Below are 16,970 nucleotides of genomic sequence, written 5' to 3'. Positions count from 1 at the left end.
CAGTAAGTATACGCAGAATCGAACAATCGGTCGAAACAAGCGCTGGTCATCACCGCGTGTCGAGTGTTTCGCGGATCGCGGCCTCGATACGAGCCTCGTCGGGCAGCCATATCTTCTCCAGCGCCGGGGTGTAAGGCGCGGGCGTCGAGTTCGCGGTAACTCGGATGACGGGCGCGTCGAGATACCAGAACCCGTCTCGTACAGCGCGAGCGGCCAGTTCCGCGCCGACCCCGAATTCGCCGACGGCCTGATGAACCACAACCAGGCGATTCGTCTTTTGCAGCGACGTCAGGACGGTGTCGAAGTCCAGCGGGCTGATGGTCCGCAGATCGATGACCTCGACCGAAATACCCTCGTCCGCAAGGCGATCCGCGACGGCCAGGCAGTCGTACATCGTCTTCGAATAGGACACGACGGTGACATCGGTACCCGGCCGCCGCACAATCGCCTTACCCAGTGGGACCACGTGGTCCACCGGCGCCTCGGGACCCTTCATGCCGTACAGCAGCCGGTTCTCGATGAAGATCACCGGATTGGGATCCTGAATCGCGGCCCGTAACAACCCGTAGGTGTCGGCTGGTGTCGACGGCATCACCACGGTCAGCCCGGGGATGTGCGCGAGCACCGCCTCCAGGCTCTGCGAATGCTGGCTGCCCGAGGATTTACCCGCACCGAACTGGGTGCGCACGACCATGGGCATCGTCACCGCACCGCCGGTCATGAAGCGCAACTTGGCGGCCTGATTCATCAACTGGTCCAGGCAGACACCGATGAAGTCGAAGTACATCAACTCAACGACCGGCCGGTAGCCGCCCATCGCCGCCCCGACCGCGGTGCCCATGATCGCGCTCTCCGAAATCGGGGTGTCCCGGACCCGCCCCGGAAACCGGTCTGCCAGACCGCGAGTCAAGCCATAGACGTTGCCGCCCTTGCCGACATCGATGCCAGCAAGGAAGACCGACGGATCGTCCTCGAGTTCACGGGTCAGCGCGTTGGTGATCGCGTGCATGACCTTGGTCGTTCCGGTGGTCGGCACCGGCGGCTCCGGTACGTCGGCGCGCGGGGTGATGACGAAGTCCCCGGCCGTTTCCGCGCCAGGATAAGGGGCGGCCACGGCCTTCTCGATCGCGTCATCGATCACGGCGTCGACCTCGAGTTCGATCGCCGCGATCCGCGCGGCCAGGTCCTGCGCGCGCATGGTGTCGCCGAGGACCGTGAGCGGATCGCGCTCCTTCCACGCCGCGAGTTCGGCTGCGTCCCGGTAACTTTCGGGATCGCCCTCGTAGTGCCCGTGCCACCGATAGGTGTTCGCCTCGACGATGACCGGGCCCGCACCGGCGCGCAGCCGATCGACGAGCGTGCGCTGCATGGTCGCTACCTGCACGACATCGTTTCCGTCGACCTCGTAGAACTCGACACCGTAACCCGCCGCACGATCGCGCAGCCCGGCCCGATGCTGGTCGGCCGCTGCGGAGAACTCGGAGTAGCCGTTGTTCTCGCAGAAGAAGATGACCGGCAGATCCCATACCGCCGCCAGATTGACCGATTCATGGAAGACACCCTGCGCGACGGCGCCGTCGCCGAAGAAGGCGACCACGACGCCACCGTCACGGCGCAACTGGGCGGCGGTACCGGCGCCGACGGCGATCGGCAGGCCGGCGCCCACGATGCCGTTCGCGCCGAAGATGCCCCTGCGCGGATCGGCGATATGCATGGAACCGCCACGGCCCCTACAGGTTCCGGTCTCTTTGCCCATCAATTCGGCAAACATGCCTTCGACGTCGAGGCCCTTGGCGATGCAGTGTCCGTGCCCACGGTGGGTGGAGGTCACCACGTCGCGATCGTCGAGGGGCCAGCAGGCGCCGACCGCGGAGGCTTCCTGGCCGATGGACAGATGCAAGAACCCGGGGATCTGAGTGTCGCGATAGAGCCGGGCGGCGTGCTCTTCGAACCTGCGGATCGTCAGCATTCGCCGGTACAGCTCAGCCTGCGTCGCCGCGCTCTCGAACCCCGTTGCCTGCGAGCCTGATTCAGTCATTGTCATATGTCTTTGCCGATCAATGTGTGGAGTCGCTCTCGAGCCGACTGTTGACTTGGGGCGCCGATGGTCAATATTATACCGAATGTTCGAAAAAACAAGGAGTCGCTGTCTGCGACGGATGCACAGGACGGACTCGATATGGATCTAGACCTGCCCGCCGAGGCAATCGAGCTGCAGAAGCTGTGCCGTGATTTCGCCGAAAAAGAGATCGAGCCGCACGCGGAGTCCTGGTCGGAGCAGGAGCGGTTCCCGTGCGAGGTCTTCTTGAAGATGGGCGCGTTGGATCTCACCGGCCTCCTGATACCGGAGGAGTACGGCGGTACCGGCGTCGGATACGTCGCCTACGTTGCGGCCATGGAGGCGATCGGCGCCGCGGACCAATCGTTCGCCGCCGCCTGGAACGCGCACTCCACGATCGCCTCGCTCCCCCTGGCCGCCTTCGGCACGGACGAGCAAAAGCGCAAATGGCTTACCCCGCTGGCCAAAGGCACGCACATCGGGGCATTCGGACTAACCGAACCCACCGCGGGCTCGGATGCGGCGGGTATCCGGACCACGGCTCGTCCGGATGGCGACGGGTGGGTCGTCAACGGCACCAAGATGTTCATCACCAATCCGGGCACCGATATCAGCCTCGGCGTCACGATCCTCGCGGTGACCGACACCAACGACGATGGCACCAAGCGGTTCGGCACGTTCTATATACCGACCGGCACGCCGGGATACACCGTCGGCAATTCGCTGAAGAAGATCGGCTGGCACGCGATGGATACTCGCGAACTGATCTTCGACAATTGCTGGATCCCGGCCGAGAACCTGATCGGCGAGGAGGGCAATGGGCTACGGCAGTTCCTCGACGTACTCGACGGTGGCCGCATCAGCGTTGCCGCACTGGCACTTTCGCTGGCTCAGCAGGCCCTGGACCTCGCGGCCGAACACGCGAGCCAACGCGAACAATTCGGCAAGCGGCTTTCGGCGTTCCAAGCGGTCCAGCACAAGCTCGCCGATATGGCCACCGAGGTGGAGGCAGCGCGCGGCCTGGTCTACCGGGCGGCCTGGCTCGCGGACAACGGCAGGCCCTTCGGCCAGGCGGCGGCCATGGCCAAGTTGTACGCCTCCGAGGTGGCCAACCGGGCGGCCAGCGCCAGCGTCCAGATCCACGGCGGTTACGGCTATATCCGCGAATCCAAGATTTCGCGCTTCTACGCCGATGCCAAGATACTCGAGATCGGCGAGGGCACCAACGAAATCCAGCGCACTGTGATCGCGCGCCAAGTGCTGCGCTCGGGTCGGGTCTGACCCACCGGACCGCCCTGCGTTCAGTCCCCGATGCGCGCTATCGTCTCGGCCACTCGGTCCAGGTGGTCGGTCATCGCGACGCGCGCATCCTCCGGGGAGCGAGCCTCGATAGCCCGGACGATCGCCTCGTGTTCGCGGTCGGAATCGGCGCGGCGGTCCTGGGTGAGGTTGAGGAATTCGGACTGGAGGTCCAGCGCTCGGCGAGTGTCGGCGACCATGCTGGTCAGCATCTTGTTTCCGCTGGCCACCGCGATCGCGGTATGCAATTCGCCGTCGTATCGCACCCATTCGCGGACGTCGGTCGCGGCCGCCAGTTTTGCGAGTATCTCGAACAGGTCCTGCAATTGATTCGCGGTGCGGCGCTCGGCGGCGAAACCGGCGGTGGGGATCTCGACGAGTTGGCGGGCCTCGATCAGGTCCGCGGCGTCGATGCCGGCGAAGGTCAGCTGGGCGGTCCCCTTTTTGGAGATGACGAAAGTGCCTCGGCCGGTTTGGGTCTCGGTAAGACCGAGGGTCGCACAGGCATGCAGCGCCTCGCGGACCACCGGCCTGCTGACGCCGAACTGCTTGGCGAGGGCGAGCTCGGCGGGCAAACGGTCACCGACCGCGACTTCCCCGCTTTGAATCAGGCTCTTCAGCCGACGGAATACCGCCTCGGTGGCGCCTACGCGCTGCACCTGCCCCACTTCGACCGCCACGCGACCAGTATGGAGACTCGTTGAAACGGCGTCAAAACCCCTCGCCGATGAGCCGCGTCCCCGGGCCGGGCTACCCGTTGACAGCGGATGTGACCCACGTTACGGTCTACCTGTCTTACAGCCTGACAGCATTACCGCCTGACGTTTCATCACGGAATCGGCGGCCGCGAAGGCTGTACTCGCCCCCGAGGAAGGTTTCGATGCAGCATCCCGACGAACTAACGGCCCGGGCAGCCGCCACCCCAGCAGCGACGGTCGACATCGGCGACATCGGCTATCAAAAACACCTGCGCAAACGCCATATGCAGATGATCGCTATCGGCGGATCGATCGGCACCGGACTATTCCTCGGCGCGAGCGGGCGCATGGCACTGGCCGGACCCGCACTGGCGATCGTCTACATCGTGTGCGGCATCTTCACGTTCATGGTCGTGCGTGCGCTCGGCGAACTGGTCATGCACCGGCCCTCGTCCGGCGCGTTCGTCTCCTACGCCCGTGAATTCCTCGGGGAGCGCGGCGCCTATTCGGTGGGTTGGCTGTATTTCCTGAACTGGTCGACGACGTTGGTCGCCGACATCACCGCGGTGGCCCTGTACGCACACTTCTGGTCGTTCTTCGTGCCGATACCCCAATGGACGCTGGCGCTGATCGCACTGGCCGTCGTCGTCGGATTCAATGTCGTCTCGGTGCGCCTGTTCGGCGAGTTGGAGTTCTGGTTCGCGCTGATCAAGGTCGGCACCATTCTCGTCTTCATGGTGGTGGCCATTGTGCTCATCGCCAGCGGCACGCCGATCGACGGAAATACCCCTGGCATCTCGACGATCACCGATAACGGCGGCTTCTTCCCGCGCGGTCTGGCGCCGATGCTCACCATCGCCCTCGGCGTGGTGTTCGCATTCGGCGGCACCGAGATGATCGGCGTCGCGGCCGGTGAGTCCGATAACCCGCGAGCCATCATCCCGAAAGCGGTCAACTCCATCATGTGGCGGATCATCCTGTTCTATGCGGGATCGGTCGTCCTGTTCACCCTGTTGCTGCCGTGGACCGCCTACTCCCCCAGCGAAAGCCCGTTCGTCACGGTGATGAGTTCGATCGGGATACCGCATGCCGCCGATGTGATGAACCTGGTCGTCCTGACCGCCGCGATGTCGAGCCTGAACGCGGGTCTCTACGCAACCGGTCGCACCCTACGGTCGATGGCCGTGGCGGGGACCGCGCCGCGATTCGCCGCGCGGATGAACCGACACGGCGTTCCCTATGGCGGGATTCTGCTCACCAGCTCGGTCGGCATCGCCGGTGTGCTGCTGAATCTCCTTATGCCGCAGAAGGCATTCGAGATCGTGTTGAATCTGGCCGGACTCGGCATCGTCGGTACCTGGGCGTCGATCATGATCTGCCACTGGGCCTTCGTGCGTAAGGCACAGCGCGGCGAGTACCGCCGCCCGGACTTTCAGCTCCCATTCGCCCCGGTCCTCAATATCCTGACGCTCGGCTTCCTGGCAGCGGTGGTCGGACTGATGTTCTTCGACGCCGAGATCGGGCGCATCACGCTGGCGGTGTTCATTCTCGTCGTCGCGGCCATGGTCGCCGGATGGTTCCAGGTGCGCGGTCGCCTCGATCCGGACGTCCTCGCACCGATAGACGACTACGGTGCGACTACGAACGAAACGCTGGGGTCGTGAACCTCGACGCTCATTCGGACGGGCCATCGATATCGCCTGCGATACCCCACGTTTCGCCCTTGCGAATCGAACTCCTGTACAGCGGAGGCACATTCGGGATGGTCGACCAGGGGGCGGGTTTGCGTCCGCGCTCGGGGATCGGCGGCGAAATCGCCGATATCGTAGCCCGGTTCGAGGCTGACGAAGAACGGTCGGTCGAGGTCCGGTACGCCGAACTCGAGGACGTCATCGACAGTTCCGACGCCGACCCCGCCACGGCCTGCCGTATCGCCGAACACGTGCGATCCAGCGTCGAATCAGCACCCCTCGACGGTGTCATCGTCATTCACGGCACCGACACCATGGCCTATGTTGGTGCCCGGCTGGCGTTCGAACTGCGCGAAATCACCGTTCCGCTGGTGTTGACCGGCGCCCAGATACCCCTGGGCCATCCCGGCAGCGACGCGCCGAGCAACCTGCGTCTGGCGTTGAATTCGATTGCCGCCGAACCGGGACCGGGAACCTTCCTCGCATTCGGCTCTGGACGGCATCCCGCCGTGCGAGCCAGCAAGCGCGCCGGTGACGATTTCGAGGCGTTCGTCGCGATCCGCGAATTCACGCCGCCCCCGACACCACCGGACCTCCGCATACGCGGGCTCGGCAATGCGGTCCGCAGGCCGGTCGGACTGGTGACCGTATTTCCTGGGATGCACGCCGCATTCCTCGACGTGGCGACGCACCACTACAGCGGCGGCATCGTGCTCGAATGTTACGGCTCCGGCACGTTGCCGCTACAAGGTTGCGCGACGATCGAGACGGTCCGCCAGGCAACCCTGCGTGGGACACCGGTCGTCGTCATCACCCAATGTGACAGCGGTTCCGTAGATCTCGGCCGATACCTGCCCGGACGGGCCATGCTCGACGCGGGCGCCATCAGCGGCGGCGATATGACCAGGGAGTCGGCACTTGCGAAACTGGCCTATCTCGTCGATCTCGGCCTCTCCGGTCCGCCACTGCGACACTGGATGTCGGTCAACCTCCTCGGCGAGCTATCCAACCCTCCTGCGGCCCCCGCCTTTTTCGCACCCGTTGATGACCAAGACACGCACCCGATCCACCGGAGCCGATGATGACCGACAGCACCCGCACCGAACGCGACTCACTCGGCACCCTCGCCGTACCCCTCGACGCGTACTGGGGCATCCACACCGCACGCGCGCTGAACAATTTCACCATTACCGGCGACAGCATCGGCCGGTATCCGGCGCTCGTCACCGCGCTGGCCGCGGTCAAACAGGCCGCGTGCCGGGCCAATCTGACGCTGGGCATTCTCGATGCCCGCCGAGCCGACGCGATCGGATCGGCCTGCGACGAAATCCGGGGCGGCGCACTGCACGATCAGTTCCCGATCGACCCGATCCAAGGCGGCGCGGGCACCTCGACGAATATGAACGCCAACGAGGTCATCGCCAACCGCGCGCTCGAACTGCTCGGCTACGCCCGCGCGACCTATTCCGAGCTCGACCCGATCGACCATGTCAACCTCGGCCAATCCACCAACGATGTCTATCCGACCGCCGTCAAACTCGCTGTGGTCCAACACATTCGGGAACTCGTCACGGCGATGCGCCGGCTCGCCGACGCATTCGAGGCCAAGTCCGCCGAGTTCGGCGACGTCATCAAAATGGGCCGTACTCAGCTGCAAGACGCCGTACCGATGACGCTCGGCCAGGAATTCGGCGCATTCGCCCTCATGATCCGCGAGGACTGCGCCCGGCTCGAGGAAGCTGTTCCACTGCTGGGCGAAAGCAACCTCGGCGGCACCGCGATCGGAACGGCAATCAACGGCCATCCTGGCTATCCCGCGCTGGCCTGCGCACAGCTGGCCGAACTCACCGGCGAGACAGTCACGCCGGCGGAGAATCTGATCGAGGCCACTCAGGATTGCGGCGTTTTCGTGCAGGTATCCGGGGTCCTCAAGCGGGTCGCGGTCAAGCTCTCGAAAATCTGCAACGATCTCCGCTTGATGTCGTCGGGTCCCATCAACGGACTCGGTGAAATCAACCTGCCGCCGGTCCAGGCCGGGTCATCGATCATGCCCGGCAAGGTCAACCCGGTCGTCCCGGAGATCGTCAACCAGGTCGCGTTCGAAGCCATCGGCAATGACCTGACCGTCACGATGGCCGCGGAGGCCGGGCAATTCCAGCTGAACGCTTTCGAACCGATCATCGCCTACGGCCTGCTGCGCACCACCGCGCACCTGACCGCGGCGGCCGACGCATTGACCACCAAGTGCGTCGTGGGCATCACCGCGAACCGCGAGCATCTGGAACTGGGTGTCCGGCGCTCGATCGGGATCGTCACCGCACTGACCCCGCACATCGGGTACGCCGCCAGCGCCCTGATCGCCAAACAGGCTTTGCAATCAGGACAATTCGTCGGTGATATCGCGGCCGAACTCGGCCTGCTCGCGCCCGAAATAGTCAAAGAACTCCTCGCACCGCACCGCCTCGCCGGTCTTGCCAGTCCATCGGCCGAGACCGCCCAGCAACCGGCCACCGATCGCACATAAGGCAACGAACCCGTCGTGGCGATGCCGTCTCCGGACGGTTCGCCAGGCATAAACTGGGGCCCAGCGCGGTAGCACCGCGGACGCCCGACACAGAACAAGAATATGGCCGACGGCGACCCCTTGGCGACAGAGAGCAATAAGCCTCCAGACATTGAAAAGGAGCTGACAGGCACGGGTCTCTACGATCCGCGTGTGGTCGGTCGCGGCGGGTTCGGTGTGGTCTATCGGTGCAGGCAACAGGCGTTGAATCGCGATGTCGCGGTCAAGATCCTGACCACCACCGAGTTCGATCCGCAGAGCGCCGAACGGTTCCTGCGCGAACAGCAGGCGATGGGCGCGCTGTCCGGACATCCCAATATCGTGCATGTCCTGCACGTGGGCACCACCGTCAGCGGTCGCCCCTACCTCGTGATGCCCTATCACTCCCCTGGTTCGCTGGAGTCCCGGATCCGTGGCACGGGATATCTGCCGCTGGAGGACGCGCTGCGCATCGCGATCAAACTGGCCGGCGCCCTGGAAACGGCACATCGAGCCGGGATCCTGCACCGCGATATCAAACCCGGCAATGTGCTGCTGACCGAATACGGCGAACCTCAGCTCACCGACTTCGGTATCGCCCGCATCGAAGGCGGTTTCGAAACGGCCACCGGGGTGATCACCGGTTCGCCCGCGTTCACTGCCCCCGAGGTACTGCGATCGGGTCATCCGTCCGTGGCGTCGGACGTGTACGGACTCGGCGCGACCCTGTTCTGCATGATCACCGGCCATGCCGCCTACGAGCGCCGCTCCGGTGAGCAGGTGGTCGCCCAATTCCTGCGAATTGCCGCCGAACCGCTGCCGAACCTGCGGCCCGACGGCATTCCCGAAGATGTGTGCGCCGCGATCGAGGCGGGTATGTCGCATGATCCGGCGGCCCGGCCGAAATCCGCCGCCGAGTTCGGTGAGTTGCTGCGCGATATCCAGCGCGCCCACGGGCTGCCGCTACAGGACATGACCCTGCCCAGCACCGCGGCGGGCACCAACGCGCGACCGGACACAGCGGTGGCGGTGGCGACGGGCCCGGCACCCATATTCCGGCCGACAACGACACCGCCCACCCCCGACACCAGATTCCGCCCCACTATGTCCACCCTCAAACTGGTCCAGCGCGGCAGGCTGATCGACGCACTACGGACCGGGCGCCGACGGCATCTGACCGTCATCCACGCGCCCGCCGGATACGGCAAGAGCACGCTGGCCGCCCAGTGGGCCAAGGATCTCCACGAGGGTGGTGAGGTCGCCGTCGCCTGGTTGAACGCCGACCAGGACGACAACACCGCCGTCTGGTTTCTCCTGCATCTGATCGAGGCGATTCGCCGAGCCCGCCCGGAACTGACCCAAGGACTCGGCCGGATCCTCGAGGAGCAGGGTGCACAGGCCAGCCGCTCTGTACTCACCACATTGATCAACGAAATCCACGAACAGCACGAACGCATCGCCATAGTGATCGACGCCTGGGACCGGATCACCGATGCTGATGCCGTTGCGGCGCTGCGGTTTCTGCTGGAGAACGGCTGCCATCACCTGCAGATCGTCGTCACCGGAAGACGTGCCGACGGACTGCCGTTGGCCACCATGCGAGTTCGAAACGAGCTCATCGAAATAGATACCACCGCGCTGGCTTTCGATGCCGACGAGGTGCGTTCGCTGCTGGTCGGGGTTGCCGGATTTCCCCTCGACGACGCACAGATCGCGGCATTGCACGCCTGCACCGAGGGGTGGGTCGCCGCATTGCATCTGGCGTCGTTGTGGCTCTACGAGCACCAGGACCCGGCCGCACTGATCGGACATCTGTCGGGACGCCACCATGCCATCGCCGAGTATCTGTCCGAAAACGTGCTCACCACTGTGGATGCCGAATTGATCGATGCCCTCCTGGAAACGTCGATGCCCGAACGGATCTGCGGCGATCTCGCCCGCGCACTGACCGGCCGTAGCGATGGGCAAGCGCTGCTGGAAACCATCGAGCGCCGAAACCTGTTCCTGCGCCGCATCGACGAAGACGGCGAATGGTTCCGCTACCACCGCCTGTTCGCCCAATTCCTACGCCAACGACTGGAGCGCGACCGCCCCGACCAGGTGCCAGAACTGCACCGGGTGGCCACCGCCTGGTTTGCCGAGCACGGAATGCCCAGCGCGGCAGCCGATCACGCACGGGCAGGTGGCGACTAGCTGTCCGATCACGGATACCTCGTCGAGCCGGGCCGACCGCGCACTACGACTCGTTCAGGTACGCCAGCACCGCCAGTACCCGACGGTGCCCGCTATCGGTGGGTGGCAGGCCCAGCTTCAGGAAGAGATTGCCGATGTGCTTGCTGACCACACGTTCGGTGACCACGAGCGTCTTCGCGATCGTCGCGTTGTCGTGCCCCTCGGCCATCAGCCCGAGAACCTCCCGCTCACGCGGGGTCAATAAGTCCAGCGGCGTATTCCGGCGACGGGTCAGTAGTTCGGTCACCACCTCCGGGTCCAGCGCGGTCCCGCCCTCGGCGACACGTTCCAGCGCGTCCAGGAACTCATCGACCCGGCCGACCCGGTCCTTGAGCAGATAACCGACACCGCCAGCGCCACCACCGAGAAGTTCTGCGGCATAGGACTGTTCGACATATTGCGATAACACGAGCACCGGCAGACCGGGGATCTCCTTACGCGCGTCGAGCGCGGCGCGCAGGCCCTCGTCGCGGAAGCCCGGTGGCATCCGGACATCGAGCACCGCGGCGTCGGGCCGATGCTTCAGCAACGCGGGCAACACTTCCGGGCCACTGCACGCGACTGCCAAGACTTCGTGTCCGGCGGAGGTGAGCAGCAGCACGAGTCCTTCCCGCAGTAAGGCGTTGTCCTCGGCGATTACCACACGCACGGCAACTCCGCTTCGATAATGGTCGGCCCCCCGGCGGGACTGGTCACGGTGAGTATTCCGTCGAGGGCGGCGACCCGGCGGTGCATACCGAGCAATCCCGATCCGCCCGGCTCGGTCCCGGCACCCACCATAGGGATCCGCGCGCCGCCATGGCCCTCGTCGCGCACCACCAAGCGCAACCCGTTCGTCGTGCAGGTGACCAGGACTTCGGCCCGCTCGGCGCCGCTGTGCTTGGCCGCATTCGTCAATGCTTCGGCGACGACGAAATACGCCGCCGCCTCGACTGCCGCAGGAGCCCGTGGCCCGGTGGTCACACCGTCGACGTCGACAGTGACTCGGAGGCCGCTGCTGGCGGCGAGCGCGCGCACCGCACCGGCCAGGCCGCGGTCGGTGAGGATCGGCGGGTGAATGCCGCGCACGACGTGGCGCAGCTCGGTCAAGGCATGCTCGGCCTGGTCCTGTGCCTCGTCCAGCAGCGCGCGGGCAGCCCCCGGATCGGACTCGTACACCCGTTTCGCCAGGCCGATCCGCATGGACAACGCGACAAGCCGCGCCTGCGTGCCATCGTGGAGGTCGCGCTCGATCCGGCGCAATTCGGCGGCGTGCGCGGCGATCGCGCCCGCCCGGGTCTGGGTCAGCGTCTCGACGCGCTCGGCCAGTAGCGCCTTCGGCGAAGGCTTCAACAATGCCTCGGACCAGCGCGCGTCCAGGTCGGCCAATCGGCCGATCTGCGGGAGTATCAACGGCTTTCGGCCGAACAGCCGGCACCGCACACCGTCGATGGGCACCCCGGCCACCCACAGCGGCACCGACAGGTAGGCCAGCGCGCCGTAGGCGTAGTAAGCCAGCATCCAACGCAGATCGGCATAGGTGCTTGGGTCATGCATTACCGCGCGCAGGCTTTTTCGTAGCGGGCCGTCGAGCAGCATATATATCTCGGGAATATCGCGGCCCGTCCATTCCGCCACCTTGCGCCGCTTGGTACCCGCGAATTGGCGCACCAGCAACGTCGTCATCGGCACCATCCCGATCCCGACGACCACCAATGTCCCCGCCACGGTCAGCAACAGCAGCGAAATGAACAGGTACGTGCCGAATGCGAGCGCCGCGGCCCCGGCCAACTGCCGAGTCGCCCGCGCTGCCTGCCGCACCGTCACCCACATAACGCTCAGCGTAAGCGGCTGACTACCCCCACGGAGGTGGGCGGTCACCCCCGGCGTGGTGTAGCTGGCGACACCATCGATTCGGGACTGCGCTCCCTCGTGCCGACCGTCGGACATCGAGATGGTTATCGCAGAAAGTTCATCGCCCCCACTCTCGAAGGAACTCCGTGAAATCACTGCTTTCATCCAAGCCCGCGCTCTGGTTCCTGTTCTCGTTCAATCTCGTCGTCGCCCTGGCCCTCGGCTTCGACCCGGTGGCCGATGTGCTCGGCCTCGACGGCACCGGGCAGATCGCGACCAGCGCCGTGATGGCTGTCATCGCGCTGGGAGCCGGCGCGGCCGTGCTCCGGAAGAGCCCGCAGACCGCCTGAACACACCCGCGGTACATATCGCCGGTGAATCCTGGAATGGAGTTACCCATGACTAGGCCGAACACACCCGTAAGCGTTCTGGTGGTCGGCGCCTCCGCCGCCGGACTTTCCACAGCAGAATCCTTGCGACGCAAGGGATATCGGGGCGTCATCACGATACTCGGCGCGGAGGACGAGCTGCCCTACGACCGGCCACCACTGTCCAAGCAGATCCTGGCCGGTCGATGGGAGCCGCGACGGACCCAGCTCCGCCCGGCGGCCGCGTTGTCGGACCTGAACGTCGAATTCATACTCGGCGACGCCGCGACCGGACTGGATATCGCGGCACACACCGTCCGCACCGCGTCCGGACGCACCCTGGGTGCCGACGCCATCGTGATCGCCACCGGAGTCCACCCTCGGCCACTGCCCGGCGCGGCGCGATTGGCCGGGGTCCATGTGCTGCGCACACTCGATGACGCACGCGCCCTGCGTGCCGAACTGCTCCGCTCCGCCCGTGTCGTCGTCATCGGCGAAGGCGTGCTCGGTGCGGAAATCGCCGCTACCGCACGCACTCTCGGACTCGATGTCACGATGGTCGGCCCGCAGCCCGCTCCGATGATCGGCCCGCTCGGCCCCGTCGTCGCGACGATGCTCGGCGAATTGCACACCGAAAACGGCGTCCACTGCCGCTTGGGTACTGCGGTCAGCGGATTGACCGGCCGCCAGGGCCGGGTCGCCGGAGTGCTCCTGGATACCGGCGAGGAAGTGCCCGCCGACATTGTCGTCGTAGCTATCGGCGCGATCCCGGCGACCGGCTGGCTCGACGGTAGCGGCCTGACCGTGGACAACGGCGTCGTTTGCGACTCCCGGTGCCGCGCGGCGGCCGACATCTACGCCGTCGGCGATGTCGCCCGATTCCAGCACGAGCAACTCGGCAGCCTGATTCGCCTGGAGAATCGCACCAACGCCACCGAACAGGCCGCCGCGGTTGCCGCAATCATTCTCGGTGCCGACGAGGCCTACACCCCGATCCCCTATTTCTGGACCGACCAATTCGACGCGAAGATCCAGGTCCACGGCACTGTGCCGGCCAACGCCGAGGCTGCCGTGGTGGATGGCGACCTGCATACCCGCCGCTTCGTCACTCGCTATCGCCTGGACGGCAGGGTCACCGGTGTCGTCGGCTGGAACATGCCGAAGCAGACCCGCCTGCGCCGCCAGGACATCGTCGACGCGCAGGCGCAATCAGCGCTGGCAACCGTCGCGCCATAGGCGAAACCCCCAGCACGACAACATGATCAACACCCCACGGAGGATCTCATGAAGGTATTCATCGACGAGGAGAAATGCGTCGCCTGCGGGCAATGCGTGGCCGCCGCCCCCGAAGTCTTCGACCAGCGTGACGAGGACGGCATCGTCATCCTGCTCGAGGCGAACCCACCACCGGAGCAGGTGGCCGACGTCCGTGACGCGGCCGCGGTATGCCCGGCACTCGTCATCACCATCGAGGAATAGCACGACCTTCCCAATCGAAGGAGTAATTCATGACCGACCCATCGACCACGCACCTGCCCGAATTCCCGATGGCCCGCGCCGCCGGGTGCCCGTTCAGCCCGCCACCCGAACTGGCCGCCCTACAGGCCGTGAAACCCCTTTCGCGAGTACGGATCTGGGACGACAGCACACATTGGCTGATCACCGGGCACGCCGAACAGCGCGCGCTGCTGTCGGACCCGAAAATCAGCGCCGACGAGAAGCAACCCGGCTTCCCGCATCAGAGCCCGGGCATGGCCGAGACCCTCGACCAGCGACCGCTCACCATCTTCAACTCCGATGCCCCCGAACACAGCCGGTTTCGCAGGCTGATGACATTTCCGTTCACCCTCAAACGAGTCGAGGCCCTACGACCGAATATCCAGACGATCACCGACGACCTGATCGACCAAATGCTGGCCGGACCGAATCCGGCCGACCTGGTCACCGCGTTGGCCTTACCGCTGCCCAGCTTGATGATCAGCCGCCTGCTCGGCGTCCCGTACGAGGATCACGCGTTCTTCCAGCAGCACGCGGGCGTCGCGGTCGACCGGCACGCGACCCCCGAACAGTCCGCGGAATCCAGCACGGCAATCCATAGCTACCTCGCCGAACTGATCACTGACCGGCTCGACTCCCCCGGCGACGGATGGGTCGCCGACCTGGCCGAACGGGTGAAAGCCGGAGAGGTCACTGTGCCCGAAGCCGCCCTCATGGGGGTCGTGCTGCTGATCGCCGGACACGAAACCAGCGCGAATATGATCGCCCTCGGCACCCTGGCACTGCTGCAGAACCCGGACCAACTCACCGTGTTCGGCGCCACCGACGACCCGAAAGTGATCGCCAATGGGGTCGAGGAAATGCTGCGCTACCTGTCCATCGCCCAGCATGGTTTGCGCCGAATCGCCCTGGCGGACATCGAGATCGGCGGTGAGACGATCCGCGCCGGGGACGGCGTCATCGTGCCACTGCCCGCCGCCAACTTCGACCCCGAGGTCTTCGCGGAACCGGACCGGCTCGACCTGCACCGGCAGGCCCGCCGGCACCACGCGTTCGGGTTCGGCATCCACCAGTGCGTCGGCCAGCAGTTGGCGCGGTTGGAGTTGCAAGTCGTCTACGGCACCCTCTACCGGCGAATCCCCACCCTCGAAATGGCCACCACGATCGACCGGATCGACTTCAAGGAAGACCATTTCGCGTACGGCGTCACGGAGTTGCCCGTCACTTGGTAATGCCCTCCCTCATTATCCGAACAACGAAAGGTACGAATCTCATGACCAACGAACTATCCGGCAAAGTTGCCATCGTCACCGGCGGCGCCGCGGGAATCGGGCGCACCACGGTCGATAAATTCCTCGCCGAAGGTGCGCGAGTTGTCATCGCGGACATCGACGCCGCCCGCGGCGATTCGGTAGCCGCCGAATACAGACCCGAGGTCCTTTTCAAAGCGACCGATGTCGCCGCGGCCGACCAGGTCGCGGATCTGATCGCCTTCACCGTGTCGAACTTCGGCGGGCTGGACATCATGTTCAACAACGCGGGCATTTCTGGTCCCATGTATGCGAGTTTCCTCGATGACGACCTCGCCGAATTCGACCGGATCGTCGCGGTCGACCTGCTCGGCGTCATGCTCGGTACCCAGCACGCGGCCCGCTATATGGCCGCCAATGGCGGCGGATCGATCATCAACACCACCTCGATCGGCGGTCTGCAGGCCGGTGGTGGCGAGATCACCTACCGCGCCGTCAAGGCCGGAGTCATCCACTTCAGCAAATGTGTCGCCATTGATCTGGCCACGCACGGAATTCGGGTCAACTGCATCGCACCCGGCGCCATCCCCACCCAGATCTTGTCGACCGTCACCGCACATCTGGCCGATAGCGACGAGGCAACGCGGCGGCTTCGTGAGATCATGAAATCCATCCGGCCGCTGCCACGCGAAGGTTCCGCCGACGATATCGCCGAGGCGGCCGTATTTTTCGCCGGCGACCGATCTGCGTATGTCACGGGAACAGTGCTACCTGTCGATGGCGGCATTTCAGCGGGTAATGCCATGCGCGGCTTCGCCGCTATCGAAGAAGAATGCGACAAAGTCACCGCATAGCGGCAATGGCGAGACGGGGCGGCGCCGGACACCAACCGAGGAAGTGGTCGGTGTCCGGCGTCTTCGCATTTCGCTCGAGTTGAACGTTATTCGGCGGCCTGTCCCGCGAGAAAACGCTGCCAGATCGCGAAATCTGTCCGCGGCCCACCCGGCGTATCCGCACCGTAGCGGGCGATCTGCGCCGCAAGATCGAGCGGACGGCTCGGCGCGGTCATCTCCCGCAATTCCTGCTCCACCGCCGAATCCGGCACCAACCAGGTCACTTCGAATTCGATGCCGTCGGGGTCGGCCCCATACAGCGCTTTCGTACACGCGTGATCGGAAGCGCCGGTCAGTGCCCCGGCGTCGCGCAATGCCTCCTGAACCCGGCCCATCTCACGCAACGTGTCGACCTCCCACGCCAGGTGATACAGCCCGACCTGCCCGGGGCGATGCGACCTCGCAGGTTCGGGAGACTGGAACAGCCCCAAGTCGTGGTCGTTGGCCGAACCCGCCGCCTGCAAAAACACCCCGCCCGGCATGCCGCCGATCCGGCGGAACCCGAGCACCTCCGTATAGAACGCCGCAGCGCGCTCAACATTCGAGACGAACAGGACAGCATGGTTCAGTCGCTGAATTGGCATGGGAACGGCTCCGTTTCATAGTGG

General features: G+C 65.3%; 15 protein-coding genes. 10 read left to right on the top strand and 5 right to left on the bottom strand.

Annotated features, from left to right (window positions below; all coding sequences use genetic code 11):
- Window positions 1-49 precede the first annotated feature (49 nt).
- Window positions 50-2,038 carry an alpha-ketoacid dehydrogenase subunit alpha/beta gene (locus tag ACLMAJ_RS22370; RefSeq protein ID WP_412015748.1) on the bottom strand — a complete coding sequence of 663 codons (1,989 nt, stop codon included), beginning with the start codon at window positions 2,036-2,038 and terminating at the stop codon, window positions 50-52.
- A 141-nt stretch (window positions 2,039-2,179) separates the two neighbouring features.
- On the opposite strand from ACLMAJ_RS22370, the gene ACLMAJ_RS22365 reads away from it, so the two are divergent.
- Window positions 2,180-3,340: an acyl-CoA dehydrogenase family protein gene (locus ACLMAJ_RS22365; RefSeq protein WP_412015747.1), complete on the top strand. Its 1,161-nt coding sequence runs from the start codon at window positions 2,180-2,182 to the stop codon at window positions 3,338-3,340.
- A gap of 20 nt (window positions 3,341-3,360) precedes the next feature.
- Here the strand turns inward: ACLMAJ_RS22365 and ACLMAJ_RS22360 are convergent, their stop codons facing one another.
- Window positions 3,361-4,038 carry a FadR/GntR family transcriptional regulator gene (locus tag ACLMAJ_RS22360; protein ID WP_412015746.1) on the bottom strand — a complete coding sequence of 226 codons (678 nt, stop codon included), beginning with the start codon at window positions 4,036-4,038 and terminating at the stop codon, window positions 3,361-3,363.
- A gap of 200 nt (window positions 4,039-4,238) precedes the next feature.
- Between ACLMAJ_RS22360 and ACLMAJ_RS22355 the strand changes: the two genes are divergently transcribed.
- The 4 genes from ACLMAJ_RS22355 to ACLMAJ_RS22340 all read left to right on the top strand — a co-directional run bounded on the left by ACLMAJ_RS22355 (window position 4,239) and on the right by ACLMAJ_RS22340 (window position 10,482).
- Window positions 4,239-5,720 carry an amino acid permease gene (locus ACLMAJ_RS22355; protein WP_412015745.1) on the top strand — a complete coding sequence of 494 codons (1,482 nt, stop codon included), beginning with the start codon at window positions 4,239-4,241 and terminating at the stop codon, window positions 5,718-5,720.
- A 59-nt stretch (window positions 5,721-5,779) separates the two neighbouring features.
- On the top strand, window positions 5,780-6,829 hold the full coding sequence (locus ACLMAJ_RS22350; protein WP_412015744.1) for an asparaginase domain-containing protein: 1,050 nt from the start codon (window positions 5,780-5,782) through the stop codon (window positions 6,827-6,829).
- Entirely contained in the window at window positions 6,829-8,271 is a 1,443-nt protein-coding gene (locus tag ACLMAJ_RS22345) for an aspartate ammonia-lyase (protein WP_412015743.1), read from the top strand. The genes ACLMAJ_RS22350 and ACLMAJ_RS22345 overlap by 1 nt, the downstream gene beginning before the upstream one ends.
- 192 nt (window positions 8,272-8,463) lie before the next feature.
- Window positions 8,464-10,482 carry a protein kinase domain-containing protein gene (locus tag ACLMAJ_RS22340; protein ID WP_412015742.1) on the top strand — a complete coding sequence of 673 codons (2,019 nt, stop codon included), beginning with the start codon at window positions 8,464-8,466 and terminating at the stop codon, window positions 10,480-10,482.
- 43 nt (window positions 10,483-10,525) lie between these two features.
- Here the strand turns inward: ACLMAJ_RS22340 and ACLMAJ_RS22335 are convergent, their stop codons facing one another.
- Together ACLMAJ_RS22335 and ACLMAJ_RS22330 are read right to left on the bottom strand one after the other, a co-directional pair.
- Window positions 10,526-11,170 carry a response regulator transcription factor gene (locus tag ACLMAJ_RS22335; protein WP_412015741.1) on the bottom strand — a complete coding sequence of 215 codons (645 nt, stop codon included), beginning with the start codon at window positions 11,168-11,170 and terminating at the stop codon, window positions 10,526-10,528.
- Window positions 11,158-12,450, bottom strand: coding sequence for a sensor histidine kinase (locus ACLMAJ_RS22330; RefSeq protein WP_412015740.1), 1,293 nt, complete (start codon window positions 12,448-12,450; stop codon window positions 11,158-11,160). The genes ACLMAJ_RS22335 and ACLMAJ_RS22330 overlap by 13 nt, the downstream gene beginning before the upstream one ends.
- Window positions 12,451-12,500: 50 nt before the next feature.
- Between ACLMAJ_RS22330 and ACLMAJ_RS22325 the strand changes: the two genes are divergently transcribed.
- Genes ACLMAJ_RS22325 through ACLMAJ_RS22305 form a run of 5 tightly spaced genes read left to right on the top strand, consistent with a single transcriptional unit; the run spans window position 12,501 to window position 16,323 of the window.
- Window positions 12,501-12,704, top strand: a complete 204-nt coding sequence (locus ACLMAJ_RS22325) for a hypothetical protein (protein WP_412015739.1) — start codon at window positions 12,501-12,503, stop codon at window positions 12,702-12,704.
- A 48-nt stretch (window positions 12,705-12,752) separates the two neighbouring features.
- Complete coding sequence (locus ACLMAJ_RS22320; protein WP_412015738.1) at window positions 12,753-13,958, top strand: NAD(P)/FAD-dependent oxidoreductase; 1,206 nt, start codon at window positions 12,753-12,755, stop codon at window positions 13,956-13,958.
- Window positions 13,959-14,006: 48 nt separating this feature from the next.
- Complete coding sequence (locus ACLMAJ_RS22315) at window positions 14,007-14,201, top strand: ferredoxin (RefSeq protein WP_412015737.1); 195 nt, start codon at window positions 14,007-14,009, stop codon at window positions 14,199-14,201.
- 29 nt (window positions 14,202-14,230) lie between these two features.
- Entirely contained in the window at window positions 14,231-15,451 is a 1,221-nt protein-coding gene (locus tag ACLMAJ_RS22310; RefSeq protein ID WP_412015736.1) for a cytochrome P450, read from the top strand.
- 41 nt (window positions 15,452-15,492) lie between these two features.
- Window positions 15,493-16,323 (top strand): SDR family NAD(P)-dependent oxidoreductase, encoded by an 831-nt coding sequence (locus ACLMAJ_RS22305; protein WP_412015735.1) that lies wholly within the window; start codon window positions 15,493-15,495, stop codon window positions 16,321-16,323.
- Between the two features lie 86 nt (window positions 16,324-16,409).
- On the opposite strand, the gene ACLMAJ_RS22300 is transcribed toward ACLMAJ_RS22305, so the two are convergent.
- Window positions 16,410-16,946, bottom strand: a complete 537-nt coding sequence (locus ACLMAJ_RS22300) for a VOC family protein (protein ID WP_412015734.1) — start codon at window positions 16,944-16,946, stop codon at window positions 16,410-16,412.
- Between the last annotated feature and the right edge of the window lie 24 nt (window positions 16,947-16,970).

Source organism: Nocardia arseniciresistens (assembly GCF_046764875.1).
GTDB lineage: Bacteria > Actinomycetota > Actinomycetes > Mycobacteriales > Mycobacteriaceae > Nocardia > Nocardia arseniciresistens.
The sequence above is the reverse complement of the archived record's forward strand: the minus strand, read 5'-3'. Positions and strand labels throughout refer to the sequence as shown.

Coding starts and splice junctions, on each gene's coding strand:
- ACLMAJ_RS22305 (WP_412015735.1), top strand. CDS start 15,493: ATGACCAACGAACTATCCGGCAAAGTTGCCATCGTCACCGGCGGCGCC.
- ACLMAJ_RS22300 (WP_412015734.1), bottom strand. CDS start 16,946: ATGCCAATTCAGCGACTGAACCATGCTGTCCTGTTCGTCTCGAATGTT.
- ACLMAJ_RS22345 (WP_412015743.1), top strand. CDS start 6,829: ATGACCGACAGCACCCGCACCGAACGCGACTCACTCGGCACCCTCGCC.
- ACLMAJ_RS22310 (WP_412015736.1), top strand. CDS start 14,231: ATGACCGACCCATCGACCACGCACCTGCCCGAATTCCCGATGGCCCGC.
- ACLMAJ_RS22320 (WP_412015738.1), top strand. CDS start 12,753: ATGACTAGGCCGAACACACCCGTAAGCGTTCTGGTGGTCGGCGCCTCC.
- ACLMAJ_RS22370 (WP_412015748.1), bottom strand. CDS start 2,038: ATGACTGAATCAGGCTCGCAGGCAACGGGGTTCGAGAGCGCGGCGACG.
- ACLMAJ_RS22330 (WP_412015740.1), bottom strand. CDS start 12,450: ATGTCCGACGGTCGGCACGAGGGAGCGCAGTCCCGAATCGATGGTGTC.
- ACLMAJ_RS22315 (WP_412015737.1), top strand. CDS start 14,007: ATGAAGGTATTCATCGACGAGGAGAAATGCGTCGCCTGCGGGCAATGC.
- ACLMAJ_RS22365 (WP_412015747.1), top strand. CDS start 2,180: ATGGATCTAGACCTGCCCGCCGAGGCAATCGAGCTGCAGAAGCTGTGC.
- ACLMAJ_RS22355 (WP_412015745.1), top strand. CDS start 4,239: ATGCAGCATCCCGACGAACTAACGGCCCGGGCAGCCGCCACCCCAGCA.